This is a genomic window from Acinetobacter lwoffii (assembly GCF_049367455.1).
GTDB classification, from domain to species: Bacteria; Pseudomonadota; Gammaproteobacteria; order Pseudomonadales; family Moraxellaceae; genus Acinetobacter; species Acinetobacter lwoffii_W.
Map to the genome: position 1 here is coordinate 1,991,891 of NZ_JBMPXW010000001.1, position 25,866 is coordinate 2,017,756.

General features: G+C 41.3%; 21 protein-coding genes and 2 pseudogenes. 9 read left to right on the forward strand and 14 right to left on the reverse strand.

Annotated elements, in window-relative coordinates; genetic code table 11:
• Positions 1 to 72 precede the first annotated feature (72 nt).
• Complete coding sequence (locus ACO1B7_RS09505; RefSeq protein WP_423090109.1) at positions 73 to 8,199, forward strand: alpha-2-macroglobulin family protein; 8,127 nt, start codon at positions 73 to 75, stop codon at positions 8,197 to 8,199.
• 162 nt (positions 8,200 to 8,361) lie between these two features.
• Here ACO1B7_RS09505 and ACO1B7_RS09510 read toward each other — a convergent pair whose 3' ends face one another.
• Entirely contained in the window at positions 8,362 to 8,784 is a 423-nt protein-coding gene (locus ACO1B7_RS09510; RefSeq protein ID WP_423090110.1) for a protein tyrosine phosphatase family protein, read from the reverse strand.
• A complete protein-coding gene (locus tag ACO1B7_RS09515; protein ID WP_004281596.1) occupies positions 8,777 to 9,112 on the reverse strand; it encodes a protein tyrosine phosphatase family protein in 336 nt (111 codons plus the stop codon). The genes ACO1B7_RS09510 and ACO1B7_RS09515 overlap by 8 nt, the downstream gene beginning before the upstream one ends.
• Before the next feature lie 125 nt (positions 9,113 to 9,237).
• Here ACO1B7_RS09515 and ACO1B7_RS09520 point away from each other — a divergent pair, with 125 nt between their 5' ends.
• The 3 genes from ACO1B7_RS09520 to ACO1B7_RS09530 are packed head-to-tail and all read left to right on the forward strand — an operon-like array spanning position 9,238 to position 11,012.
• Positions 9,238 to 10,134 (forward strand): alpha/beta hydrolase, encoded by an 897-nt coding sequence (locus ACO1B7_RS09520; protein WP_423090111.1) that lies wholly within the window; start codon positions 9,238 to 9,240, stop codon positions 10,132 to 10,134.
• Positions 10,135 to 10,566: a thioredoxin TrxC gene (trxC, locus tag ACO1B7_RS09525; protein ID WP_005101783.1), complete on the forward strand. Its 432-nt coding sequence runs from the start codon at positions 10,135 to 10,137 to the stop codon at positions 10,564 to 10,566.
• A gap of 5 nt (positions 10,567 to 10,571) precedes the next feature.
• Positions 10,572 to 11,012: an acyl-CoA thioesterase gene (locus ACO1B7_RS09530; RefSeq protein ID WP_153566559.1), complete on the forward strand. Its 441-nt coding sequence runs from the start codon at positions 10,572 to 10,574 to the stop codon at positions 11,010 to 11,012.
• Positions 11,013 to 11,072: 60 nt separating this feature from the next.
• Here ACO1B7_RS09530 and ACO1B7_RS09535 read toward each other — a convergent pair whose 3' ends face one another.
• On the reverse strand, positions 11,073 to 11,576 hold the full coding sequence (locus ACO1B7_RS09535; RefSeq protein WP_004645125.1) for a DUF4442 domain-containing protein: 504 nt from the start codon (positions 11,574 to 11,576) through the stop codon (positions 11,073 to 11,075).
• Positions 11,577 to 11,601: 25 nt separating this feature from the next.
• Positions 11,602 to 12,090, reverse strand: coding sequence for a YajQ family cyclic di-GMP-binding protein (locus tag ACO1B7_RS09540; RefSeq protein ID WP_004281601.1), 489 nt, complete (start codon positions 12,088 to 12,090; stop codon positions 11,602 to 11,604).
• Positions 12,091 to 12,181: 91 nt separating this feature from the next.
• Here ACO1B7_RS09540 and ACO1B7_RS09545 point away from each other — a divergent pair, with 91 nt between their 5' ends.
• On the forward strand, positions 12,182 to 12,496 hold the full coding sequence (locus ACO1B7_RS09545) for a rhodanese-like domain-containing protein (RefSeq protein ID WP_005101788.1): 315 nt from the start codon (positions 12,182 to 12,184) through the stop codon (positions 12,494 to 12,496).
• 173 nt (positions 12,497 to 12,669) lie between these two features.
• On the opposite strand, the gene mnmC is transcribed toward ACO1B7_RS09545, so the two are convergent.
• The 4 genes from mnmC to ACO1B7_RS09565 are packed head-to-tail and all read right to left on the reverse strand — an operon-like array spanning position 12,670 to position 16,065.
• Positions 12,670 to 14,568 carry a bifunctional tRNA (5-methylaminomethyl-2-thiouridine)(34)-methyltransferase MnmC2/FAD-dependent 5-carboxymethylaminomethyl-2-thiouridine(34) oxidoreductase MnmC1 gene (gene mnmC / locus ACO1B7_RS09550; protein ID WP_071851606.1) on the reverse strand — a complete coding sequence of 633 codons (1,899 nt, stop codon included), beginning with the start codon at positions 14,566 to 14,568 and terminating at the stop codon, positions 12,670 to 12,672.
• A gap of 39 nt (positions 14,569 to 14,607) precedes the next feature.
• Positions 14,608 to 15,117: an SH3 domain-containing protein gene (locus ACO1B7_RS09555; protein WP_153566557.1), complete on the reverse strand. Its 510-nt coding sequence runs from the start codon at positions 15,115 to 15,117 to the stop codon at positions 14,608 to 14,610.
• Positions 15,118 to 15,122: 5 nt separating this feature from the next.
• Entirely contained in the window at positions 15,123 to 15,425 is a 303-nt protein-coding gene (locus ACO1B7_RS09560) for a YciI family protein (RefSeq protein WP_153566556.1), read from the reverse strand.
• Between the two features lie 28 nt (positions 15,426 to 15,453).
• On the reverse strand, positions 15,454 to 16,065 hold the full coding sequence (locus ACO1B7_RS09565; protein ID WP_004281606.1) for a septation protein IspZ: 612 nt from the start codon (positions 16,063 to 16,065) through the stop codon (positions 15,454 to 15,456).
• Between the two features lie 44 nt (positions 16,066 to 16,109).
• Here ACO1B7_RS09565 and ACO1B7_RS09570 point away from each other — a divergent pair, with 44 nt between their 5' ends.
• Positions 16,110 to 16,961 carry a PHP domain-containing protein gene (locus ACO1B7_RS09570; protein ID WP_253138215.1) on the forward strand — a complete coding sequence of 284 codons (852 nt, stop codon included), beginning with the start codon at positions 16,110 to 16,112 and terminating at the stop codon, positions 16,959 to 16,961.
• A gap of 84 nt (positions 16,962 to 17,045) precedes the next feature.
• Here the strand turns inward: ACO1B7_RS09570 and ACO1B7_RS09575 are convergent, their stop codons facing one another.
• The 4 genes and pseudogenes from ACO1B7_RS09575 to ACO1B7_RS09590 form a co-directional block, all read right to left on the reverse strand.
• Positions 17,046 to 17,957: a bestrophin family protein gene (locus ACO1B7_RS09575; RefSeq protein ID WP_114541813.1), complete on the reverse strand. Its 912-nt coding sequence runs from the start codon at positions 17,955 to 17,957 to the stop codon at positions 17,046 to 17,048.
• 65 nt (positions 17,958 to 18,022) lie between these two features.
• Positions 18,023 to 18,382, reverse strand: a pseudogene (locus ACO1B7_RS09580) (JAB domain-containing protein); the annotation flags it as partial.
• Positions 18,383 to 18,400: 18 nt separating this feature from the next.
• Positions 18,401 to 19,214 (reverse strand): IS5 family transposase gene (locus ACO1B7_RS09585; RefSeq protein ID WP_004729218.1). Its coding sequence is split into 2 segments (ribosomal slippage): positions 18,401 to 18,826 and positions 18,828 to 19,214, totalling 813 coding nucleotides; the frame shifts between segments, so codons are not numbered across the junction.
• A gap of 41 nt (positions 19,215 to 19,255) precedes the next feature.
• Positions 19,256 to 19,597: pseudogene (locus ACO1B7_RS09590) on the reverse strand (UPF0758 domain-containing protein); the annotation flags it as partial.
• A gap of 113 nt (positions 19,598 to 19,710) precedes the next feature.
• Here ACO1B7_RS09590 and coaBC point away from each other — a divergent pair.
• Positions 19,711 to 20,985, forward strand: coding sequence for a bifunctional phosphopantothenoylcysteine decarboxylase/phosphopantothenate--cysteine ligase CoaBC (gene coaBC, locus ACO1B7_RS09595; RefSeq protein WP_423090112.1), 1,275 nt, complete (start codon positions 19,711 to 19,713; stop codon positions 20,983 to 20,985).
• A 228-nt stretch (positions 20,986 to 21,213) separates the two neighbouring features.
• Positions 21,214 to 21,726: a hypothetical protein gene (locus ACO1B7_RS09600; RefSeq protein ID WP_180038923.1), complete on the forward strand. Its 513-nt coding sequence runs from the start codon at positions 21,214 to 21,216 to the stop codon at positions 21,724 to 21,726.
• 50 nt (positions 21,727 to 21,776) lie between these two features.
• Here the strand turns inward: ACO1B7_RS09600 and dusA are convergent, their stop codons facing one another.
• Positions 21,777 to 22,802, reverse strand: coding sequence for a tRNA dihydrouridine(20/20a) synthase DusA (dusA, locus tag ACO1B7_RS09605; RefSeq protein ID WP_396469862.1), 1,026 nt, complete (start codon positions 22,800 to 22,802; stop codon positions 21,777 to 21,779).
• Positions 22,803 to 23,076: 274 nt separating this feature from the next.
• On the opposite strand from dusA, the gene ACO1B7_RS09610 reads away from it, so the two are divergent.
• On the forward strand, positions 23,077 to 23,721 hold the full coding sequence (locus tag ACO1B7_RS09610) for a hypothetical protein (RefSeq protein WP_005248075.1): 645 nt from the start codon (positions 23,077 to 23,079) through the stop codon (positions 23,719 to 23,721).
• Positions 23,722 to 23,736: 15 nt separating this feature from the next.
• Here the strand turns inward: ACO1B7_RS09610 and ACO1B7_RS09615 are convergent, their stop codons facing one another.
• Positions 23,737 to 24,924 carry an MFS transporter gene (locus tag ACO1B7_RS09615; protein ID WP_005106075.1) on the reverse strand — a complete coding sequence of 396 codons (1,188 nt, stop codon included), beginning with the start codon at positions 24,922 to 24,924 and terminating at the stop codon, positions 23,737 to 23,739.
• Positions 24,925 to 25,866 lie beyond the last annotated feature (942 nt).

A 25,866-nucleotide genomic window follows, 5' to 3' on the forward strand; every position in this document is an offset into this window, starting at 1 on the left:
AGTAAATTTTGTGTAAAAGCCAGAAGATTAATTTTTATGGCAGCTTAAATATTATATCCAGTGGGAAAAATCATGAGTTTGTTTATAAATTTAAAAAAATTAGGGGTTAACACGACTGTTTTAGCAACATCGATTTCTTTAGTTGCTTGTGGGGGGGGCGGTAGTGATGGATATTATGATCAGGGAAATAATAATCAGTCAGGTTCAGGCGGATCTAGTGAAACAGGAAATGAATCCACAAATAATACAGCGCAAATTCCTGAAAGTTTAAATATTGCTTTACAAGATCAAAATGGCCAAAGTACCGTCCAAGTTGTAGATAATTCTACAATCCAAATTGCAGTTCAAGTATTAAATGCGGATAAAGGTGGAATTTCTAGCAAAAATGTACGATTAGCGATTAATGATTCAGATAAGTTAGGCGTAACAAGCAAAAGTTCCTTAGTTGCTACAGCTGAAGATGGCATCGCTATTTTTGAGCTTAAAATTCCTTCGATTAATATTGAATCAGGTAAGGTGCAATTAACTGCAACTGTAGATGGCACACAAGTTAAACAGGTATATACCCTTAATATTAAAAAATCTAGTGTAATTGTTAGTGATTATACTCTAGATGTGCCACAAGGCCTTACGATTGACTTACCAAATGGGGCAGCTGAATTTTTTGTCCAAGTGACTGATCCAAAAGGTGGTTCTAAGCCAGGACAAACCGTTGAATTGTCTTTACCTGCTGAGTTACAAGGGTTGCTTGTAATTAGCAACGGATCATCTGTACAGACAGATAGTGAAGGTAAAGCAAATTTTAAACTTGTAGCAAATAAAAATTTAACTGCGGCACAAATTCAACAGCTTGTAGATACCTCTAAAACACTAAACTTTAAACTCATTGATGAGCATCGTGCAGAAAAGCAAGCAACTACGTCTCTAACATTTAAAGATATTGCAACAATTGTCGATAAACTTGAAATTATTAAGCCTGATGCACCGATTGCTGCAAAAAATGGCGAAGCACGTATTCGTGTATATGCCAAAAATTCCAATAAACAAGATTTAGCAGGTAAAAAAGTTCGCCTGGAGACCAATCAATCAGGTCGTGGTGTGACCTTGGATAAAACTGAAGCCATTACAAATGCACAAGGTTATGCGGAATTTATCCTAAAAAGTAATTCTGATACACCACTTGCTTTGAAAGATGAAGGAATTGAACTTAAAGCAACTTTCTTAGAGAACCCTGAGAAATTCGCGACCATTACTGTTGATGTTATTACTGCAGATGATAGTGCAACCGATCAAGAAGCTATTCAACGTTTAGAAATCGCTTCATCTTATAAAATCAATGCAATGTCTGATAGTGTTGAAATTAAGGTAAAAGCGATTGCGAACAATGGTCATGCTGCGAAAAAAGGTAAAATCAAACTTACCTTGAATAGCGAAGCTGTAGCGAATGCTGTTAAGTTAGAAGGCAGTAGTGATGGTGTTAACTTTGATTTAAATGAAAGTCAGTCTGTCGGCGCAGAGGGTTATGTCACTTTCAGAATTAAAACACCAGCATCGCAAACAGCAGCAGCTGTAGAAGCATTAAAGGCTTCAGGGATCACAGCGACGTTTACAACAGATAACGGTATTAGCAATAATATTAAAATTGTTGTTGAAGATAAGGCTGTTGCAACTGAAGCAGTTAAGTATCTCTTAATTGACCCAATCAATGAAAACTTTGATCCTACTAAGAATCAAGACATTACGATTAAAGTAAAAGCAATTGGTGAAAAAGGTGGCCCTCTTAAAAATGAAAAAGTATCAATTAAATCTTTACTTTCAGATGATCAGCTGAATAAGTTGAGTCTAAGTTTAAGTACAGCTGCTGAAGTTTTAACAGATGTAGATGGTTATGCAACGTTTGTTTATAAGTATCAATATAATAAATCTGCAGAACAGCAAGCGTTGGCTAAGCAAGGGATTACTTTTACATCCACGGCATTATCTAATCAAAAGACTCAAACAATTAAAGTTAACTTCAATACAAAGAGTGTCAGTGACAAAGTCAGCCTTGATTACTTTACTTTAGATACTGATGGTTTAGCTCAAATTGCACTTAATCAACAAACTGAAATTGTAGTGCGTACGCAAGCCTTTGGTGTTGATGGTGCAGTTCTTGCAAATCAAGAATTAGCTATTGGTATTGATGAAACTGCGATTTCAAATGGTGTTTCATATGCCACAGCAACTAAGCTTGTATCAGATGCACAAGGTAAAGTTGAATTTAAATTAAAAGTTGCAGCACGTAATTTAACTGAATTAAATACCTTAATTGAAAAAGGCCTAACTGTTGCAGTAGTGTCTTATCGTAATGATGGTTCTAAGCATTCAGTTACTCGTAAAATTGATTTAGTTTCAAACTCGATTATTGACACTGGAACGAGTCAAGTGGATTACCTTATGGTAGATCCAATCTTAACCCGTTTTGACTATACGCAAAATCAAGAAATTACCGTTCGTGTAAAAGCATTAGATGTCAATGGAAGCCCATTAGCAAAAGAAAAAATTCAATTAAAATCTGCCCTAACTAATCAGCAGATGCAGCAGTTAGGCTTAAGTTTTACGACCCAAGCAGAACAAATCACTGATGCATTAGGTTATGCAACGTTTAAACTTAGTTACCAGTATAACGAAACGCCTAAACAAGAAGAGCTGGCGAAAAAAGGTCTTAATTTCAATGCTTTGGCGAATGGTAAGGTCAGCAATATTCGCCTTAACTTTAAGGCTCCGAGCGATAGTATTGACTTAAGTTTCTTTACTGTTGATACAGATGGACAAGCCTTAATTTCGACCACTACAGATACACCGATCAAGATCCGTGTCAAGGCAATGGGTACAGATGGTAAGGTTTTAGCTAACCAACGTATTAGTATTGGTATTGATAATACTGCAGTTTCAAATGGCGTAACGTATGCAACCTCTAACAACCTAGTTACAGATGCATTAGGTAATGCTGAGCTCGTTTTAAATGCGAAACCAAAAAATAAAGATGAACTGAATGCATTGCTTGCGAGTGGTGTAACAGTCGCTGTTAAAGCAACTGCAAAAGATGGTTCTGAATATACAACGCTAAGAACAATTAAGCTTATTGAGCAAGAGCAAGCTTCACAAGTCTCTTCACTATTAATTGATCCGTTGCAAGCTGCATATGACTATACGCAAGATCAAACAATTCAAGTGCGAGTCAAGGCGATTGGTCAAGCAGGTCAATCTTTGCGTAATGAAAAAGTCAGCTTAACAACGGTCTTTAGTGCGCAAGAATTAGCGGACTTAAATATAAGTCTAGTCGGTGATGCGACGAAACTGACTGATGATTATGGTTACGTGACATTCACATTTGACTATAAATACAATGCACAGTCTCCTGCACAAAAGAAACTGCTAAATGGTTTTGAAATTACAGCAACTGCCAATGGAAAGACGAATAATACGATTATTAACTTTAAAGCACCTGCAAATGAACAAGAAATCAATCTTGATTATTTAGTGGTATCTACAGGTGGGCGTGCAGTTATCTCAACCGATCAACCAACAGAAGTGATGATTACAGCAACTGCATTGGCAACAAATGGTCAGACATTAAAAGACCAGACTGTGAAAATTGAATTGAATGAAACAGAAACCAATAGTGGTATTTCATTTAATTCTGCGACAGAAGTTGTGACCAATGCACAAGGACAAGCCACATTTAAAGTCAACATTGCACCAGAAAATGCATCTGAATTAGATGCATTGCTTGCATCTGGTTTGAATGTTCGTTTATCTGCACAGCGTGTAGATGGTTCTGCATACAAAGTATCAAGAAAAGTTGAACTTTATAAGTCAGAAGCAGAAGCACCAAGTGAAGTCGATTATCTGATCATTGATCCAATTAGTGTTTATGATTACAGTAAAAATCACACCATTGCGGTACGAGTGAAGGCGATTGGTGAAGATGGTAGCGCATTACGTAATGAAAAAATTACATTGCGTCCTGAAAACATCTCAAGTACAGAATTAGCGAAACTTAATTTGAGTTTAAATGGTGCTGCTGAGCAATATACCGATGATCAAGGCTATGCTGTCTTCGAATTTAGCTATAACTACGATGCACAATCTACAGAGCAAAAAAACCTTGCATTGAAAGGTGTAGCGTTATTGGCGACTGCAAATGGTAAAGAGCAACGCACGGTTATTAACTTTGCGGAAACTCAAACTAATACGCTTGATTTTCTTGTCATTGATATGATTGGTAAAGCTGTCATTGATACGGATGTAGAAACTAAAGTTGCGTTGTCTGTGCTTGCAAAAGGTACTGATGGCGCAGTATTGGCAAATCAAAATGTTCAGATTGAATTGACCAATGAAAATGGAATTAATCTTCTTACCGCTTCATCTGTTGCAACGGATGCAGAAGGTTATGCCAAATTTGAATTCAGTGTGCATCCGAAGAACCAACAGGAATTAGAAGCATTATTGGCAAATGGCGTAACAGTGAAAGTGTTATCAGCTGTCGCCGATGGGTCTGTTCGTCAAGCTCAACGTAAAGTTGAATTGGTACAAGCTGAAGAGCAATTTGAATCTAAAGTTGAGACTTTAGTCATTGATCCAGTATTAAACTCATTTGACTATACTCAAGATCATAAGATTCAAGTACGCGTAAAAGCACTAGATGTCGATGGTGGCACGCTTAAAAATGAAAAAGTTGCGATCACCACGGATGTTCAAAATAAGTTAGCACAGTTGAACTTTAGCTTAAATGGTGCCGCTGAACAGTTTACAGGTGATGATGGTTATGCAACGTTTGTATTTGAATATCAATATGCAAATACCACAGTACAGCGTGATATCTTAAATGGTGTGACTGTAACAGCAACTGCAAACGGAAAAACGCAGACAGCAAAATTGAACTTTAGAGAGTCTTTGACTTCAGAAGCTTTAGATTATATCTCTATTGATACAGATGGTTATGCTGCGATCGAAGAAAACGTACAAACTGATATTACAGTTAAGGTACGTGCAATAAATGTGGGTGGTACAGCACTTGCTAATCAAGATGTAACGATCAGCTATAATGAACAAGCGCATAAGAATGGTATTTATTTACTTGATCCAACAGGTGCGAACATTGGTGCGCAAACCTTTGCACAAAAAACTGATGCTGATGGTTATGTGACCTTCACCTTTAAGGCATTGCCACGTAATAAGGGCGAAGTTCAAAACTTGATTAGCGACCTTGAGTCAGGTGATTTACAGGTTACATTAACAGCTAAACGTGCTGATGGTTCGAATTATGAAGCTTCTCGCCGTATTGATTTAAGAGCTCCTGATGTTGAATCTACACCTGCAGAGGTTTTAATTGATCCAATTCTGCAAGCATTTGATTATTCAAAAGATCAAAAAATTATTGTACCAGTAAAAGCGTTATCTGCTGATAAGGGTGCTTTACAGGGTGCAAAAGTTACGATTAATACACCGGATTTAACCCTAGAGCAGTTAAAAACAGCACAATTCACTTTAACAGGTGAAGCAACTAAGCTTACTGATGCCAATGGTTACGCTTATTTTGAGTTTGAATATAAAGTTGCAGGTACTCAAGAGCAGATTAAGTTGGTAAGTCCAGGTGTTCGTATCACGGCGACAACCAGCAATGGTAAAGCTGCTGTTCAAACCTTGAACTTTAAATCACCAAATGCCGGGCAGATTCTAGATTACTTTACCTTAGATGCATCTGATTATGTTGTTACATTGGGTGTGAATACACCTAAGACGATTCAGGTGACAATTAATGCGAAAGATACACAAGGTAAGGCTTTTGCAAACCAAGTCGTTTCACTTGGGTTAAATGAAGCTGCTTTAAGAAGTGGTGTAAGTTTTGCTTCACCATCTCAAGTCATGACAGACAGTAATGGTCTTGCAATATTTGAAGTAACGATTAATCCTCAAAATCAAGCTGAAATTGAGAATCTAGCTGCAAATGATTTGGAATTTACTGCGACTGCACGACGTGCTGATGGTTCTGCATACACGTTAGTTCGTAAAGTTGAATTAGAGAAAGCCACTGTGGTTTTACCAGACTTAGCAGATCTTGTCTTTACGACAGTTGATGGTGACCCATTAGATACAATTTCTGTTCTCGGTGGTGAGACTCGCGTCAAAATTACAGCAGTTGATGAAAAGGGTAATCCTATTCCAAATACACCAATTGCAATTGCTTTATCTAGTCTCACTTCTAGTCGTGTGTCATTAAGCAATATACCAACTCAAACGAATAGTGATGGTGAAGCTGAATTTACCGTGACCGTAGCCGAGGGCGTTTATGATGCTAGTTTGATCAAAAATGGTATTGTCTTTGCCGTAGTTGGTACGAACTTAAATAATGGCGATCGTTTACAGCAAACAAGTGTAATTAGTATCACCGCTCCAGCAAATGCTTTAAATCCGCGTTTAACATCAGATGTAAAAACAGTGACAGCTGGGCAAACAGTTAAAGTGTATGCAGCTGTTAAAGATGAAATGGGGATTAATACTGCAGCTGGTACACCAATGCGATTGACTCTGAATCCAGAAGCGATAGCTGCAGGTATTAAGCTGAGTGCTGACGGAGTGGTAATACAAGGAAATGGTTCAGTGCCAATTGACTTAATTATTCCACAAGGTATTACATCTGCTGCTTTAGAATCTATTGTAGTAACAGGAACTATCCGTGATCCACGCGGTAATGAAATTCAGACGAAGCTAAATTTTGCTGTTCAAGATATTAGTAATCCTTATCACTTAACTATTGATAGTAGTCGTGTGTCATTAAGTTCAGCAGGTGATAGTGCATTTGTGACGGTTAAACTTCTTGATAAGAATCAAGGCGGTGTTGCGAATGAAAAAGTTAGCTTAGCTATTGCTGATCCGCGAAATGCGACTAGTATTAAAGGGGCTTCACAGCTCATTACTAATCAATTTGGTGAAGCTGTATTTGAAGTATCGATGAAATCACTACAAGGTACATTAGTATTACCAGTTCTACCAATCGAATTAACGGCAACCCATACCACTGCAACAGGTGCTTCAGTAAGTCTACCTGGCAGTATTCAAGTGCACTCACCAACAGTTTTAGCGCCAGAATTGGACTTAAAAATTAAAGTATCTAAAGATAAGTTAAATGTCCGTGGTGATTCTTTCGAAGTATCAGTATTGGTAGTAGACTTAGATGGTTCAAGTCAAGCTGGTAAAGCAGTTACATTAACAATTCCTCAATATAATCAAAATGGTGCATATATTCATGGCGCATCTACTATTGAAAGTGATGAGAATGGTTGGGCAAAATTTTCAATTGTAATTGATGAAAGTTTACGTAATCCAACCTATGACTTCGTTGCTGCTGATTTACGTGTAGAAGCTGTAGTTAAAGATACGCAGAATACAGAGCGACGTGTACCGCATGTGATTGATGTGGTAAATTCCGAAGTGCCAGTAACGATTGGTTCTATTGCGGTTAATTTTAATCCAACAGAGCTTACATCAACAGGTAACGGTATTTATTATCAAAAAGAAGGTTCTGTTCAGCTGGTTGATGTTGATGGGAAGCCAGTGGCAAATCAGGATGTGGTTTTAGATATTCGTCCAACTTCTTATGTTTTAGGTGAATGGAAATATGAAATTCAGAAAGATGCATGGAAAATAGTTGAGCAACCTGGTGTCGATGTGGATGGCAATCCTATTACCTTAAAAGTTAAAGAACTAGATGCGGTTTATCCATTTACGAATCTAAAAGGTTGGATTAAACCAGGTGATTATTATTATCCATTAGTAGGTACAATACCTGCACAAGTTCAAGATACAAACTCAGCAACGACATGTACGGTGGATCCAACAACAACAACTTGGATGGCTAATGGTCAGGCATTACGTGTGGTTCGTTTCTTAGGTGGTACAGCAAATAATAGTACGACTCACCCATATACCACGACCTATCGTACAGATAGTACTGGTCGGTTTGACTTCATCATTGAATATCCAAAAGCAAATGCTCATTGGATCGCAGTAGAAGTAGGAGCGAAAACTACACTTGCACAAACACCAACTAGAGGCTATACAACATTAACATTGCCAAGTTTAAGTAGTGATTATGCTGCTGATGGAAGTTATGCACCTAACCGCGTAAGTCCATATACAACATGTGTCAACTAATAATCTTATCTGACGAAAAAACAGCGCTTCGGCGCTGTTTTTTATGGGGGTTGAAATTTAAAAACTTAAATCGACGTCCCTACACTCACACCCACAGTCGGCTTCAAATTCATTGAACTACAACCGAAAAAGTTCAAGCTCAGACATAACACGACCAAAATTTTATTCATGAATCAATCCTTGAGATTTCGCCTGATTGAACAAAGCGGCTGAACGAGTGCCACTACGGCAGACCATCAAAATCGGCTTTGGCAACTCATTATAATATCGAGCAAACTCTTCAATATTGGCTTGAGAAATTTGGCCACTCACTACAGGTTGATAAATCACACTCACTTGAGATTTTTCCGCAATAGAGCGTAATTGACTCACCGTGACATTATTGCCAGTTTCCTGATCCGGCCGATTGACAATCACAGATTTGAAACCTTGCTGAATCAATTGCTGAAACTTGCTTGGTGTCATTTGCCCCGTAACACTCACCGTAGAAGTCAGCGCACGGCTAAGATCATTTGCAGCAAAAACAGGTGTAATACAGCTAAAACAGATTGCTAGTACCACACCTTTCCAAAACGACTTAGTCATCCAGCAGATCCATCTGTTTTGCCAGCTGATACAAATTATTCGAGCGGTTTCCAGTACGACAGAACATCAAGATCGGTTTTGGTAACTCATTATAATGATTGGCAAAAGTACGTACGTCAAGCTCAGTAATCTGACCGGCTACTACTGGCTGGAATACATAATCCAGACCGGCATTGCGTGCAGCTTCCTCGATTTGTGCACTGGTCGGCTGCTCGGAACCCCCTTCCATGTCCGGACGGTTGTTGATAATCGATTTAAAACCTTTCTCAACCACTTGAGTTACGTGTTCCGGACCAATTTGACCAGCAAAACCTACATTTTCGCTCATGACGCCACTCCATCATTTCATTTATATCGATATGCTTTATGATAGCATTAAGCTGAAAACATGCTGAACCTGTTCTGAAATTTTTATAAATGATGATAACCATAAGATAACGCAATGGAGCGCGTATGCAGGCTTATACAGTTGAACCACTGTATGTCAAAAGCGGTCAGGAAGTGATTGCTGCAGATTTTTATCGGCCTAAAAATATAGAAAAACCGGCCGTAATCCTGATGGCTCATGGTCTGGCTGCCTTACGTCAATTTAAACTGGTGCAATATGCCCAGCGTTTTGCCAGTGCCGGCTATGCGGTGGTTTTATTTGACTATCGCTATTGGGGCGGCAGCACTGGGCGTCCACGTGAACTGGTGTCGATCAATGCCCAGCTCGATGACTGGCGAACCATGATCAGACATATTCAGGAACGCAAATCGATTGACAGTAAACGGATCGTGCTCTGGGGTACGGCCTTAAGTGGTGGGCATGTATTGACACTTGCAGCAGAGCTGAAAAATATTCAGGCGGCGATGGTACAGGTGCCTTTTGTCGATGGGGCTGAAAGTGCTAAGCTTTATCCTTTACAGCAACTCCCCAAGGCGCTTAAAGTTTCCAGTCAGGATTATATGGGGGCCAAGGTTGGTATGGCACCAAAAACCTTACCTGTAGTTGATCCGCATGAGCTATGTTTTATGCCGACACAGGACAGTTATGAAGGTTATCTGTCGATTGTCAATCCGGATTATTACTGGAGTGGTCATATTCCTGCACGGGCATTCTTTAAACTGATGCGCTATCGACCGATTCAGGAAGTCAGAAAGATTAACATTCCAGTCCTGTTTATTGCGGCAAAACTGGATAGTCTGATTCCCATTGAATCCAGTCGTGAAGCTGCGACCAATATTGCACCATTTGTGCAATATCATGAGTGGAATATCCGGCATTTTGATATTTATCATGGGGAATGGTTTGAAAAAGCAGTTTCGACCCAATTAGAATTCTTACATCAACATATTGGAGTGCGCTAGATGATTATTGTATGTCCGGAATGTCTGGCCAAAAACCGTGTCCCTGAAGATAAACTCACTGCCAACCCTGCTTGTGGTCAATGTCATCAAGCCCTGATTCCACTGGTACCAATTGAGCTGAATGAGCAGAATTTCAGCCAGTTTGTCACGCATAGTGACTTGCCAATCCTGATTGATCTCTGGGCAGAATGGTGTGGTCCCTGTAAAATGATGGCACCGCATTTTGCGACTGTCGCCCAGCAATATCCAAATGTGGTTTTTGCAAAAATTGATACAGAAGCGAATCCTCGCTTAAGTTCGGCATTTAATGTTCGCAGTATTCCGACGCTGGTGTTGATGAATAAAAGCAACGAAATTGCTAGAATAAGCGGTGCATTACGGTCAAGCGAGCTGCAAAAATGGCTTGATCAGCAGTTAAATACCCAACCCTAATTCAAATGCCTGGAGTGAAAGTGTCAGATTCTCAAGTAAGACCAGAGGGGATTCTTTCCCTACAGACGATCGCAATGCCTGCAGATACCAACTGGAGTGGTGATGTCTTTGGTGGCTGGATCGTTTCACAAATGGACTTGGCAGGCGCGATTCACGCAGAACGATTTTCAAAGGGACGTTGTGCCACGATTTCGATTAACCAGATGACTTTTCTGGTACCGGTAAAAGTCGGAGACGTGATTAGTTGTTATACCAAAATTCTCAAAGTTGGCAAGACATCTATCCAGATGGAAATCGAGGTTTGGGATAGCCATGATGATTCACGCCCCCCAATTCGGGTAACTGAAGGTGTGTTTACCTTTGTTGCTGTAGATGTCAAAGGCAACAAACGTCTGATTCCAGAAGAAGCGAAACAGAAGCTTTTAGAATCGCAAACAGCACAATGATGACTTGAAATAAAAAATCCCAGATTTAATGTCTGGGATTTTTTTGTCTAAAAGAAGAAATTATGATTTCTTGAGCTGGCTCTTGGCAATCCAAGCCCAGAGCATTTCACATTGAATGGGGGCTTCACCTGATTCATCCGTAACGGTGACCTGAACCAGGGTTTCACCTTTATCCGAGTTTTGCATCAGGGCTTGCTGCTCCGACGTGAGCGTAGCAACAGCAGTCATGGCACCGCGTGTCGGGCGCTTAAAATCAACCTTTAAGCTTTTGATCAGTACAATTGCTGTATCCGGAACATTCATTGCCGTCACAAAGCCGGTCGCTGTTTCTGCCAGCAGGGCCATTGCACATGCATGGATTTGTCCGATATGGTTCTGCATGGCTTTATGATTGGCCATACTTACTACCACTTTGGACGCACTCATTTCCTCATAACGAATCTTGGCAGAGCCGACCATCGGGACCACCCGGCCAAAAGTTTTACTTAACAAAGCAGTACGAATGCCTTGCGGTAATCGTGCAGTGGCTTTGACTAATCTGGCTAATCGGTTGTTCTTTGCCATAATTCCTTCTACAGACGTTGCTGTCTTAATCTTTAAAGTTATTGAACTGTAAAGGCAAACCAAATTGCTGTTCTTTCAAGAATGCCATTACTTGCTGCAATGTATCGCGTTTTTTATCAGTCACACGAATCTTGTCGCCCTGAATAGAAGATTGCGCCTTAATCCCACTTTCTTTAATGGCTTTATTAATTTTTTTTGCGGTATCTGAGTCAAGACCATCTTTAAGCTTGATCACCTGAATCACATTTTTGCCAGAAGCTGTCATTTTTTGTGGGTCAAGCGCCTGAATATCGACTTTGCGTTTAAAGAAATGACTTTCCAGCATGCTATAGACTTGTTCACACTGGAAATCACTTTCAGTCGAGATTTTGATTTCCTTGTTTTTTTCATTCAGTTCAATAGAAACGTCCTGACCACGGAAATCAAAGCGGGTCGCGATTTCTTTTTGGGTGTTTTGAACTGCATGATTTACTTCAAAAATTTCTAATTCAGAAACAATATCGAAAGAAGGCATAGTTTAGACCTTTACAAAGGGAAAGAATATCTGAGATGCTAGGGATGTTTTCTTCATTTGCCAAGTGTTGTTTACATCAAAGGAGTGCGCAATGATCCGTAAACAAGAAATTACAACATTTGAGTTCCCAGAAAATGCAATTATCTGGGATGTACGCGATTCAAGTGCTTTTGCTGAAGCACACGTGAAAGGGGCGGTGAATCAGCCCATTAACGATCTTTCAGCAGAAAGCCTAACTCAGGTGTCAGCGGATCAACCCATTTACATCTTGTGTGGTGGGGGCAGTAAAGCTCCACGTGCTGCGGAAAAACTAGAGGGTTTTGACAGCTCACGTGAATATGTCATTCTGATGGGTGGTACTCGTGCTGCCCGTGATGCAGGCTTACCGCTTGAACAGGGTGTATAAGCATTCTGTCAAAAAAAGCGCCGCAAGGCGCTTTTTTAATGGGTGAGATTTAATGCCTCCCAACCTCCCTTTTCTAAAGGGAGGAGCTACATCTATTCTATTTATTCATAAAAGTAGAGAAAAGTCCCCCCTTTTTTAAAGGGGGATTTAGGGGGATTCATTCAAAATAGTAATTAAATTTGTAGTTTAAAATACGGTTTCTTCATTTTCACTTTCTTTTGAAAACGAGTCACACTGAGTTTTTTTACTAAACTGGATGGCACCGGACAGGCTTCACCGAGAATCTGGGCTGCCAGAATTTCACTGCAGAGCGGCGCAAACAGAAAGCCTTTAGAACCGAGACCGGCAAAGCTGTAAATTTCCTCATCCGCTTTCATTTTACCGAGCAAAGGGAAATAATCCTGACTTTGCGCGCGTACCGATGCACGGCCTTGCCAGGTATCGGTAGAAGCTAATGACTGTGCATATTCTGGGAATACACTGTGGATCAATTCGTAGTTGTGTACATGGTCTTCTGCTAACACCTCGATATCATCTCGACCTGGATAGAAAGAAGCGCCCAAGATCAGATGTTCAGCATCCAGTTGCATACAATAACCGCCGTAACTATAGGCAATATTTTGACTTAAAGGCTGGGCTTGATTATTCATCCAGCTGACCTGTCCGCGAATCGGTTTCAGAGCTGGATAATCTGCAAAGAATTGTGCTGTTTCTCGCGCAGTACAGACAATGACATGATCAAATTCACCTAGATCCTGTTCATCTGAAAATAGCTGAGGTTTTGTAGCCGCTTCAATATGGCTAATTTTGGCCTGTTTATATCGGATATTTACATTCTGTAGAATTTCATCACGCAATTGATGAGGAGAAACCGCGCCAGCTTCTAGTAATTTTAAACTTGGAAATGCAGTTTGAAGCTCTTGCGACTCTGTATCTTGTACAGCAAGAATTTCTTCAGGATATTCATCTGCCAATCCTAAAAGCTGTTCAGGATTTTTTAAGGCAAGCTGATTGACCTGAATCGGGCGGAAAGCTTTAAATTTTTGGTAATGATTTAAGGCATGTTGCCAGGCCAATGTCATCAGATGTTCAGCACTTTGCTCAACCGGACAGAGTTTGGGATTGAGCAAAGCCAGTGGATTGCCAGAACCTCCTGAGAGTGGCGCTGACTGGTCGTAAATCGTGACTTGATGACCACGTTGAGCGAATGCCCAGGCTGTACTTAAACCGGCGATTCCAGCGCCAATCACAGCGATTTGGCTAGGTCTGATATTGGTCTCTGTATCTCGCTCAGTTTTTTTTTGAGTGATTTCTTGTATTAATGAACTTTCAGTCTCTTCAGCCGGATTCCAGATCGCTTTCAGCATTTCACGCTTATGCTTAAAACCACGTGGACGGGAAATTGAAATCCCATGATTTTTTAAGCCACGTTTTAAAACGCCAGCAACACTGAAAGAGGCGAAAGTTGTCCCAATCTCGGATAAACGTACAATATTATTTAAAACATTTTCTTCCCACATGTCCGGATTGCAGGAAGGCGCAAAACCATCCAGAAACCAAGCGTTCACCGGCGCAGTTTTTTCAATCACCGGGAAAACATCATGTGCATCACCCAGCCATAGATCCAGACTGAATCGTTCTTTAGGAAAACTGAGACGATGACAGCCGGCAATTGGCATCGGATATTGAGAGATGAGTTGATCAGCTAAAGGCTTGAGTTCTGGCCAGGCATTTAAGGCCCGAATCAGATCAACTTTGGAAAGAGGAAATTTTTCAACTGAAATCGCATGCAGATGACTGTGATTATCCGGACGCACCTGTTGCCAGAGCTGCCACAGCGCCAGAATATTTAAACCAGTACCAAAACCCGTTTCACCGACACAGAAATATTCAAAAGGTTTTAAATCTGCCAGACGCGTCGTGAGATCATTGCCATTTAAAAAGACATGCCGGGTTTCCAGCAAGCCATTGTCTTTGGAAAAATACACATCACCAAATTGCTTGGACACAGGCACATCAATGCCATCCACCAATTGCCAATCCAGATCGGCAGTTTGAATTGCGTGCGACAAAACGGGTACAACCTTAAAGATATCGGGAAGGGCTATAGCTTACCATTGACGACGACGTTTGGTATAAACATAGCTCGCAATTAGGAAGCCGAGCAATACACCGACAGCCAATGTTGCTGCACCGTAGAGGAACATCTGCGCACTGCGTTCACTTTGCAGCACCTGTACCTGAACGCCCAGGTTGTCATTCTTGAGCTGCAATTCCTGATTTTGCGATAGTGCTTCCAGATTGGCTTTTTCCAGTTGCTGCAAACGGGTAGCCTGATCTTTGACCAAGGCTTTGACCTTGGCATCTTGCTGGGCTTTCAGCTTTGCGATTTCTTCTGCAGTTAATGGCTTATTCTCGGCAGGTGGCACCGGCTGGGCAGAAGACGCTACGGCGGGAATAATGGCAGGTTTCGGCGTAGACTGGGTTTGGGCATTCGCCGCTATCCCTTGAGGTTGTGCTGTCTGATTTTCCTGAATCACAGGAGCAGGCGCAACTTCGACTGCCCATACTGGAGAAATCATAAAACATAGGCCAATGATACTGGCAGTAACAACACGCATGAACCTTATCCTTGAGGGAATGCTTTATTGAATGGTTTGACATCGATGTGTTCGTACACACCTTCTTTTAAGAAAGGTTCATCCTGTAGCCATGTATCCAGCGCTTCATGACTGTCAAAATCGACAATAATGGTACTGCCATAAAAACCGGCCTGTGGATTGGCTGGATCTTTAGGCATAGCACCTGCAACAATCAGGCGGCCTTCAGCATTTAACTGTTCCAGACGTGCAAGGTGTTGTGGACGAATCGTGAGGCGTTTTTCAACTGTACCTTCCCGATCGGTACAGCTAACGACGAATAATGGCATGATGACTCTCAATCGTTTGTAGTTGGACTTATTCAGCGGTCTTAAAGTATTTGCGCAATACAATAAACTGAATAATGATAAAGGAAAACATCACGATCATGTCACCGAATGCGGTAAATTCGCCCCAATATTTTCCATCCATCCACAAATAGGCGAAAAAGGTATGCAGAAATGACATCAGTACGAACATGGCAACCCAAGCATAGTTCAGCTTGAACCAGCCTTTTTCGCTTAGATTGAATACTGGACCAAATAACCGCTGGATTAGAGGCTTTTTATCCTTGCTAAACCAAGGGGACAGGAAGAATACACCTGCAAAGACCAGATTCAGTAACACGGCTTTTAGACGGATATAAAAATCATCGCTGAGGATCAGAGTGATGCCACCAAAAATTACCGTCATAAACAAGACAATCCATTGCTGCTTGTCCAGACGGAATTTTTGTATGACAAATAACGCACCATAGACGACCAGCATGGAAATAATCAGACCTGTGGTTGCAACAAGAATATTATTATTGTCGACACCCCCCGCAGAACCGATCAATTGCAGCAATTGATGGTCAGTGTCTTTTGGATCTACAGTTTTATATAAATAAAAGAAAATAATGAGTGGCACAAAGTCTAAAAGTGCTTTCATGTTAGAGTATCTAAATCTGATCAAATAAATGTCATAGTATAGAGATGCACGGCGTAGATTTACATACACATAGTAATATTTCTGATGGAACTTTCAGTCCTCAGCAATTGGTCGAAGCGGCTGTGGAAAAACTTGTCCATACTTTGGCCCTGACGGATCATGACACCATGGACGGTTTGGTATTGGCGGAAGAAGCTGCCAAAAATCATGAGATTAAGATCATTTCCGGGGTGGAAATATCCAGCCAATGGTCACGTCCTGCCACCAAGAAAAACTATGGCGTGCATATCGTCGCGCTAAATATGCAAAATCCTGAGCCTTTACAAAAAGCCCTCAATCAGCAAAAGAAAATCCGGGCTGAACGTTCTAAACAGATTTGTGATCTGCTGGTTCCTTTAATTGGTGAAGATATTTATGCTGATGTACTGGTCAAAGTCGACCATATCCCTGATCGGGTGACACGGACCCATATTGCCAAAACGCTGGTAGAAAAGGGGATTGTGACGCGTCCGCAACAGGCTTTTGATAAATACATCAAGGAAGGCAAGAAAGCTTATGTCAAATTTGATGGCTTGAGTCTTGAAGACACGATTCAGGTGATTCATGAAAGTGGTGGTTTTGCGATACTGGCACATCCGACCAAATATGATTTATCTGCGACCAATATTCGCTACCTGATCGAGATCTTTGCCAAGTTCGGTGGAGATGCCGTCGAGCTGCCACCGGCGATTGAACCAAGTTCCACCCGGCAGATGGTGGATCGAATGATTGCTGAACATGATCTTAAAGTTTCGATTGGCAGTGATTTTCATGGCGATCATATGCCCTGGATTAAACTCGGTAATGTCCCGAGTCTTAAACCGGGGCAGGTCGGGATTTGGGAGAGTTTTGTTTAGTCATTCCTTTACCTCGATCTTTTTCATTTGAGAGAAGATTTTCCCTTCGCTACTAATAACAAAGGGCGAGGAGAGAATTATAAATTAAAGCAAATTATGATCTTGAGCCTGAATCGGTGGTGGCGTCGGTTTACCTAAAGTCCCTAACAGTTCAATTTCAATCGTACGTACCATCGAGTCCAGCGGCAAGTCATTACTCTGAGTACCAAAAGGCTCTTCAATTTCCGAACTTAGAGCATCTAATCCTAAAAAGGTATAAGCCAAAATTCCAACCAGTAAAGGCGTAAACAGACCAAGCGTTGAACCTAAACTAAAAGGTAAAATAAAACAGAAAAAATAGACGGTACGATTGAGCAAGACCGAATAGGCAAAAGGCAAAGGCGTCGTCGCAATCCGGTCACAACCAGTCTGGACAATACTTAGTTCCGCCACATGATTATTCATCTGCATATAGATGATATCGGAGATTTCACCTTCTTTAAGCGCCTGCATTAACTCCCATTGAATCAGGCTTAAGGTATATTGCGGCGCATTGGCCTGCTGATAGAGCTGGGTCACAGCCTGCTGGCTCATGCCGCTGGTTTCCACAAGTTCCGTCGGATTGGCTGTCTGATGGCGTAGCCGGTCACGGAGGACATTGGCAAAGACAATCACATGCTGAATTACACGTTCACGGCGACCTTGAGACAGCATCCGGCAATCACGGTCAAAATGACGTGAATTGGCAATCAAAATGCCCCAAAGTTTGCGCGCTTCCCACCAGCGGTCATAACAGGCCGAGTTCTTAAATCCGAGAAAGATCGACAGTACCACTCCAATCAGGGTAAAGCCGACCAGGGGTAATTCTGGAAAATGAAAATAACCAATATGTGACAAGCCACCGATGATGGCTGACATCAGCATCACTACGCCTAAAGGTGGCAAAACTTTAGGTAAAATCGTCCCCCGCCAGGAAAACAGCAGTTTAAAAACAGTCGGCTGGTCACGTACGATCATTTATTGGAATCATCACAATTTTTTTCATGATCTTGTGGAGTTGTGCCTGCTTTGTCAAGTGCTATTCAATACTGCATTTCCGGTTTGATGAGTTGCTGCTCAGCAAAGGAAAAGCTGCCTTCCAAGGCGATGATGCAATGGTCAATCAGATGGATATCCACTAGCTGGCAGGCCTGTTGAATCTGACGGGTTAACACTAGGTCAGCCTTGGAGGGAGAGGGCCGGCCCAGCGGATGATTATGTGCAATGACAATTGAGGTTGCCTGTTGGCTAATCGCATAACGTAGCAATTGATTAATGGAAATATCACATGCATTGATGGAGCCATAAAACAGTTTTTTAAAGGCAATTTTTCTTAAACTGGCATCCAGACACAGCACGGCAAACACTTCCTGAGTTTCACCGAGCAGTTCAAAACGTAAGTAATAGATCTCTTGCGAAAGTTAATTCAAAAGCATCCAATTCACCATTCCAACAATTAAATTCATTCTTAGACCAAATCGTTTCCGTCTATTTCTATACCGTTCTGTTAATATCCGAAAATATTTAAGTTTGCCGTTGATATGTTCAATTGTGATCCTACGCCGACTGATTTCTTGGTTGATCTGTTTTGCTATTTTGGGTAATGATAAATTCTTAGGTTTCTTGATTGGAATGAGTAACTTACTCTTAATCTGATGAAATCCTTTATAGGCTAAATCTGCCATAATACAAGGATAAATGATCATCTCCTTAAAATACTTACGCGCAATCGTCAGATCATGTTTTCTGCCACTTTCGACCTGTATACTTACAATTTGCTTTAGTCTTGGGTTAAAAATGACCTGTGTTTTTAGCGTATGTTTCTTCTTTTTACCGCTATAGAATTTTCTTTGTTTTTTTGGGACGCTCAATCTGTGACTCAGTGACATCAACGATCACATAATCACCTTCACTAAACTTTTGATTCCTTTTGGGTAATGCAAAAATCCGTGATTGAATCAGAGCATTTTCAACTTTATGAATAGTACGATTCACATTACTTTCAGCGAGATTATAGTCAGCGGATAATTCAATTTGAGTCCTATAACAGCGTAAGTAGTTTAGAGTTAACAATAATTGATCCTCTAAACACAAAGAATGCGGCCTTCCAGATTTTTTCTTGGCAAGTTCAGCGTGTTGTAACACCGATACCATTTTTAAGAATAATGGACGAGGAACTCCAACGAGTCGTTTAAATTCCCCATCATTAAATCGAGTTAAATTTTCATATTTCATGGGGCTAGTATAAACAATTTTTTACTTTCGCAAGAGATCTAATCTCTCAGCCGCTTGGAATTGGTAAGTTCCAGTGCATCCTGTTTCAGGTGCTCGGCTATGTAACGCCGTCCGAGTTCCTTGACGGCCATCAGTTGAGTATATTTACTGATGCCCATGCCATGAAACTGGCTGACTTCCTGTAAAGGTGCATCGAGCAACGCAGTCAAATGACCAAAATGCTGAATCAGCAAACGCGCCAGATCAACTGCCGAATGTTGCTGGGAACCGGAGCGTAGAAAAATAGCCAGTAGCTCGGCATCGGACAGACTTTCTGCGCCATATTGAATTAAGCGTTCTCGCGGCCGTTCTTGTTCCGGCCAGTTTTTAATAGAAAATTGCATAGTTATTAGACTTATTTATTATGAATTATCAGTTTTCCCGCAAGCTGATCTCTTGGGGATGCGATTATTTAATGCTATTGTGAGCCCCACTGCAACAGCAAGGTAATCTGTTCGTGAGCTTTGATCTAAGTGTAATTCCTCATAAAAATATCATTTTGGCCGTTACTGGCGGTATTGCTGCCTATAAAAGTGCAATTCTGGTTCGTCGTCTGAAAGATGCCGGATTTGATGTGCGGGTCGTCATGACTCACGGTGCACAGGCTTTTATTACACCTTTAACCTTTCAAGCCTTATCGGGCAATCCTGTACATACCGAATTGCTGGATACTGAAGCAGAAGCCGGCATGGGCCACATCGAGCTGGCACGTTGGGCAGATCTGTTGCTGGTAGCACCGGCCAGCTGTGACACCTTGGCAAAGTTTGCCGCAGGTCTGGCTGATGATCTCTTAAGTACTTTATATCTGGCAACAAAAGCACCCGTCTGGGTAGCACCTGCCATGAACCAGCAAATGTGGGCAGCCAAAGCAACGCAGCGTAATCTTGCGACACTGATCGAAGACGGTGTGCATGTGATCATGCCGGACGCGGGTTCACAGGCTTGTGGGGATGTAGGTTTGGGCCGGATGCCTGAGCCGGAAGATTTAGCGCATCAGGTAACTGAATATTTTCATAAAGCTCAACGTGCGATTGCGGAAAAATTTGGCCTGCTTGCGGGTAAACAAGTCACGATTACCGCAGGCCCGACTCGCGAAGCGATTGATCCGGTGCGTTATATTTCCAATCACAGTACCGGGAAAATGGGCTTTGCACTGGCTGCAGCCTGTTATGCAGCAGGGGCAAATGTCACCTTGATCGCAGGGCCGGTCAGTCTGGACACCCCAAATGGCGTGAAACGTAAGAATGTTTCTTCTGCTGTGCAAATGCTGAATGAAAGTATGCAAATGCTGGAAAATGGTTGCGATATCTTTATTGCGACAGCTGCAGTAGCCGATTATCGTGTGGCAGAAGTAGCCGAGCATAAAATCAAGAAAGCCGGAGATAAGTTGAATGTCGCTTTGGTGAAAAATCCGGATATTGTCGCTACCATTGCCCAGCAGGAAAAACGTCCATTTATGGTCGGCTTTGCTGCAGAAACCCGCAATATTGAAGAATATGCTGCCGGAAAGCTGGTCGCGAAAAAGCTGGATATGATTGCCTGCAATGATGTATCACGTGCAGATATCGGATTTGCTTCGGATGAAAATGCCATGACGGTATTCTTTGCCGAGCATTATCAGCTGGATAAACGTGATCTGGAAAAAGCCTCCAAGCAGGAGATTGCCCAGCAGTTGATCGAAGCCATTCATGATGCCTTGTATCGTGATCCATCCAGTGATGATGATTTTTAAAACGATCTGTATTGAAAAAACCCTGAATCCATCAGGGTTTTTTTATGGCTGATTTTTTATCATTAATTCAAAAAAACTATAGAAACCATAAATATTTAATCTTAATCGAAGCGCTGTTTGTTTATTGTTTTTGCAAAAAAGCATAAAATGGATCACAGAATAAGCAAAGATAAAAATACTGGATATATCAGCTATAAGCAGGAAGTGGAAAGAAAAAGAGGGGGCGCTATGAAAAAAATCATGATGTTATGGATGGTTACCTGTCTGGCTGGATGCAGTTATTTTGTCTCGATGGATGAACTGGCCAGAAATATTCAAACGCAGATGCAACGTGAATTTAATTCCAATCGAGATTATCAACACTATCGTTTTACTGTGAAAAAGGTCAAAATTGTCCAGCGTCAGGGGAATGAGTTTCAGGCCATTTCTCATCTGAATTATCAGGGTGAAGAATATCCCATTCATGTAAAAGTCTTTAAGGTAGATGGCGGGTATAGTTGGTCGATTGAAGATGATGCCTTTGCTTTTATTGATGAAATTGAAATTGAAAAATATCGTCAGCAACTGGATCGAGAATTACAGCAACTGGCCTCAGCCTTGGATGATCTAGAACCTGTAGATGAACCGAACCAGAATGTCTCCGGCTCTCTGATTACACCAGTGGCTGAACCCGCATTACAAGATGTTTCTTATCAGGAAGAGCCAATTCCGGTCGGCAATATCACGGCGTATACGCAATAACTCATGCGCAATCGCTATAAAAAAGCACCGATCATTGGTGCTTTTTGTATTTAGGATTCAACTTGCTGATGTTCACGTACATAATCTTCGGTACGCTGCATCGCTTCCTGAATATTAAAAAGTGCAGTCTCTACATCTTTCAAGGTTTTGGCATTACCACCGCTTAAAGCCTGACGCCATTTACGTGCACCCGGCAAATTCTGGAACAGTCCTAAAATATGACGGGTAATAATGGATAAAGGTGCACCTTCGGCCATGCGCTGGGCAATATAAGGCAGCATCTGTTGCATAATGTCAAAACGGTCTGGTGCATCCAGATTCCATAACTGGCCCAGTTCAGCCAGTAAGTAAGGATTATGATAGGCTTCGCGGCCAATCATCACGCCATCCACATGTTTGAGATGTTCCAGCGTTTCGGCATAGGTTTTAATTCCGCCGTTGATCTCGATGAGCAGATCAGGACGATCCTGTTTTAAACGATAGACATCTTCATAACGTAGGGGTGGCACGTCGCGGTTTTCTTTAGGTGATAGACCTTTTAATAAGGCAATCCGCGCATGCACGATAAAATTATTGCAGCCGGTTTTGGCCACGGTATCGACAAAATGCAGCATCTCTTCATAAGATTGCATATCATCAATTCCGATCCGGTGTTTTACGGTCACTGGAATATCCACCGCATGACGCATTTCAGCAATACATTCTGCGACTAGATCAGGCTCCGCCATCAGACAGGCACCAATTTTATTATTTTGTACCCGGTCACTTGGGCAACCTACATTTAAATTGACTTCGTTATAGCCCCAGTCCTGCGCCATCTTGGTACAGATTGCCAGATCTTTTGGATTCGAGCCGCCGAGTTGCAAAACGATTGGCTGCTCTTCCGCATTAAAGTCCAAATGACGTTTGGCATCACCATAAATGATCGCACCTGTGGTGACCATTTCAGTGTACATAATCACATTCGGGTTAAACAGACGTGCAAAGAAACGATAATCTTTGGTGGTCCAATCCATCATTGGCGCAACACTGATTCGTGGTTGAAGTTTATTTTCAATGGTGGTCAGATCAGTCATTCAAAATCACGCCTTAACGAAATGGAAGAAAGAAGAAGCAATTCATGCGATCACTCAGCTATTGGTTTTTGGCTTAAACTGGATCGGCTGACGTCGCAAAAAGAGGGCGTAATACTAGCATAAAATCAGAAAAACCACCCGGCGAACTTGAGCTAGCCCGGTAAATCCAGGGAATGAAACAAGAAATAAAATTGGAATTCCCAGTCAGGTTGGAATGGTATATTTTGATAGGAGAAAGATGAAGATAAAAATTTTAGAAATAAGGAGAATAATCATGTTGTTATTGGAGGAAATTTATAAAAGCCATAAAGCACAAAATTCGGCACATTTTAATTTAAGAATTCATCGGGGCTTAGGCTGGTTTAAAAAATCGCTAGATCTGGATCAGGATCTGGATTTTAAGTTTATCAGCCTGTGGATCAGCTTTCAGGCGATTTATGCAGATGAGAGTGATCTAGTTCAAGATCAAAGCAAGCTGCAGCAGTTTCTGGAAACACTCTGCCAAAAGGATCTGGATCAGAAAATTAATCATATTCTTTGGGAAAAATACAGCCAGCCGATCTGCTCACTCTTGGCCAATCCCTATGTGGAACAAAGCTTTTGGGATTATCGTCATCAGAAAATTAGCCTGGAAAGCTGTCAGGTTGACTTGGAAACACAGAAACAGAATATAGAGAATGCTTTAAAAGAACGAAATTCTGTTGAAATTTTAGCTGGAATATTTCAGCGTTTATCTACCTTGCACCATCAGATAATGCAGGGTGGCGCCACGTATCACAGCTCGCTGAATTATAAATCATTAGAGGAAAGCTGCCGGATTCTGGCAGCCTTATTGCCGGTTTTTATCTGTATTTTATTGGAAAATTCACAAACTCTTGATCTGAATAAGCCTTATTATCCGGCGGCGCAAGTCAGCTAAATAGAGGTAAAATACTTATGCGGTTGTCTTAGCCTGATGCCATTGATCCAGCAGGGCGAATAGGGTGGCACACAGAGCTAGCCCGAGTCCTGCCAGACAGGTCATGCTCCAGCCACCGTGATGCCAGGCATAAACCCCTAAGGCTGAACCACATGCACCACCAATAAAATACAAGGTCATATACAGTGAATTGACCCGTGATTTGGCATCCGGGCGCAGGCGGAAAATCACGTTCTGGTTACAGCTGTGCGTAATTGCGAGCCCGAGATTTATCAGTCCATAACCGAGAATATAACTGAGCAAGGATACCGCACCAAAGTATAAAAACAGCCAGCTCCCCATCAGGATAGAACAGCCGATCCAGCTCAGTATTTTGATATGGCCACGATCGGCCCATTTACCAATGAACTGCGTAGAAAGTGCGCCAAATACACCGACCAGCGTGACCAGTCCGACCATGACATCAGAAAGCTGAAAAGGTTCCTGTGTCAACAGCAGAGCGATGGTGGAGAACAACATACTCATGGCAGCAAAAGCACACGCACCTGTAAGTGAACGCAAAACCAGTCGTGGTTCCTGCTTGAGTAATATCCCCATAGATTTAAAAATCGCTGTATAGCTGATTCTCAGACGTGGCAGGCTCGGTAGTTTTCCTCTCAAATAAAAACTTAAGGCCAGCATACTTATGCCACTGACGATATAAATCATTTTCCAGTGAAACAGGTCGGAAAATAATCCGGCAATACTGGTTGAGAGCAGAATGCCCACCAGTAATCCGCTCATCAGGAAGCCCACCACTTCTCCGGTTTTTTCCGGTTTGACCGCCATGGTGGCCAAGGGAATCAGAATCTGTGCAGCCACGGAAAACAGTCCGGCAATGATAGTGCCGACCCAGAGCATCGGCAGATTCACAGCACTAGCACAAATAAATAAACCTGCTGCGGCACCCAGCATGAGGAAAGGGATCAGTTTGGTTTTATTTAGCATGTCACCTAAAGGCACAATAAACAGCAGGCCCAGGGCATAAGAGATTTGAGCAAAAGTGACAGTAAGTGCCACTTGTGATTCAGGTACCTGATAATACTGCTGAATCGATGAAATCAACGGCTGGCAATAATAGTTCGCGCCGGCACATAAACCGCATGCAATCGCCATCAGCCATAATAAGGGCTTATTTTGACTAATATCGAGAGGCGTGTGCATAGGGCTAACCTTGTATTCAGACCGGAAGAATTGAAATGAGGAATAAGAATAATGTTCAAATTGAGGGCACTATAGGCCAGAAGTTCTCGCTTTAAAAGTAGAGAAATATTGCCAGCATTGAAAATCGTTAGAACTCAGGCAGCTTAAAGAAAGAAGTGCAATTTTAAATAGAAAATATGAGTGAATGTTTGCAGAATTTTTTATCTTTTGATAATGGGGTTGCTTCATTAAAGCGCAGCTTGATCTAGAAACAATAAAAAAGGAGCACTCAGCCAAAAAAGTGGAATATTTACTCTATTTTGTTGCGCAAATTTGGTGCAAAAATGGGATTTCCCATTTTGAATCAAGTTCAGTACATTAATATAATAAATAGTACGCAAGGTTTTTTTCTACCCTTTATCTGACTGTTTGAGACTTGGGTCTTATAAAATTTTGGCGATTATTTTTTTGTCAGATGTATCAATTATGTCTGATGAAGATCTGCTCAAAACAAATTCTATCATTTCATAAAATACGATTTTAACATCTAAAAACAGTGCTCTTGCTTGAGTACTAAATCTGTCAAAAAAGTCAAAACTAAAAAAACGACGCAGCTAAAGTGCCGCTATCTATAGGGACTAGAGAAATTGAAAGTCTGCTTCTGAATCAAGAAATACAGCAATCATTGTCAGAATCATCAATGTAACAAAATAAATCAGAAATTCGCGCTTATTTACGCCAGCAAAATCTGGATATTTCATTCAGTGGAATGAATATCGTTTATAAAATCATCGAATATGAATAGCTAGAGAATTAAATAAATGTGCTATTGCAGCATCATTTTTATGAATCATCAGTTCAAAATATAGGTATTTATTAAATAAATAGTAGGTAGTAATTTCAAACAGTTTGATTAGAATCCAAAAATTCAACAAGAACACATCCTGAGGGGAAGCATCGTTT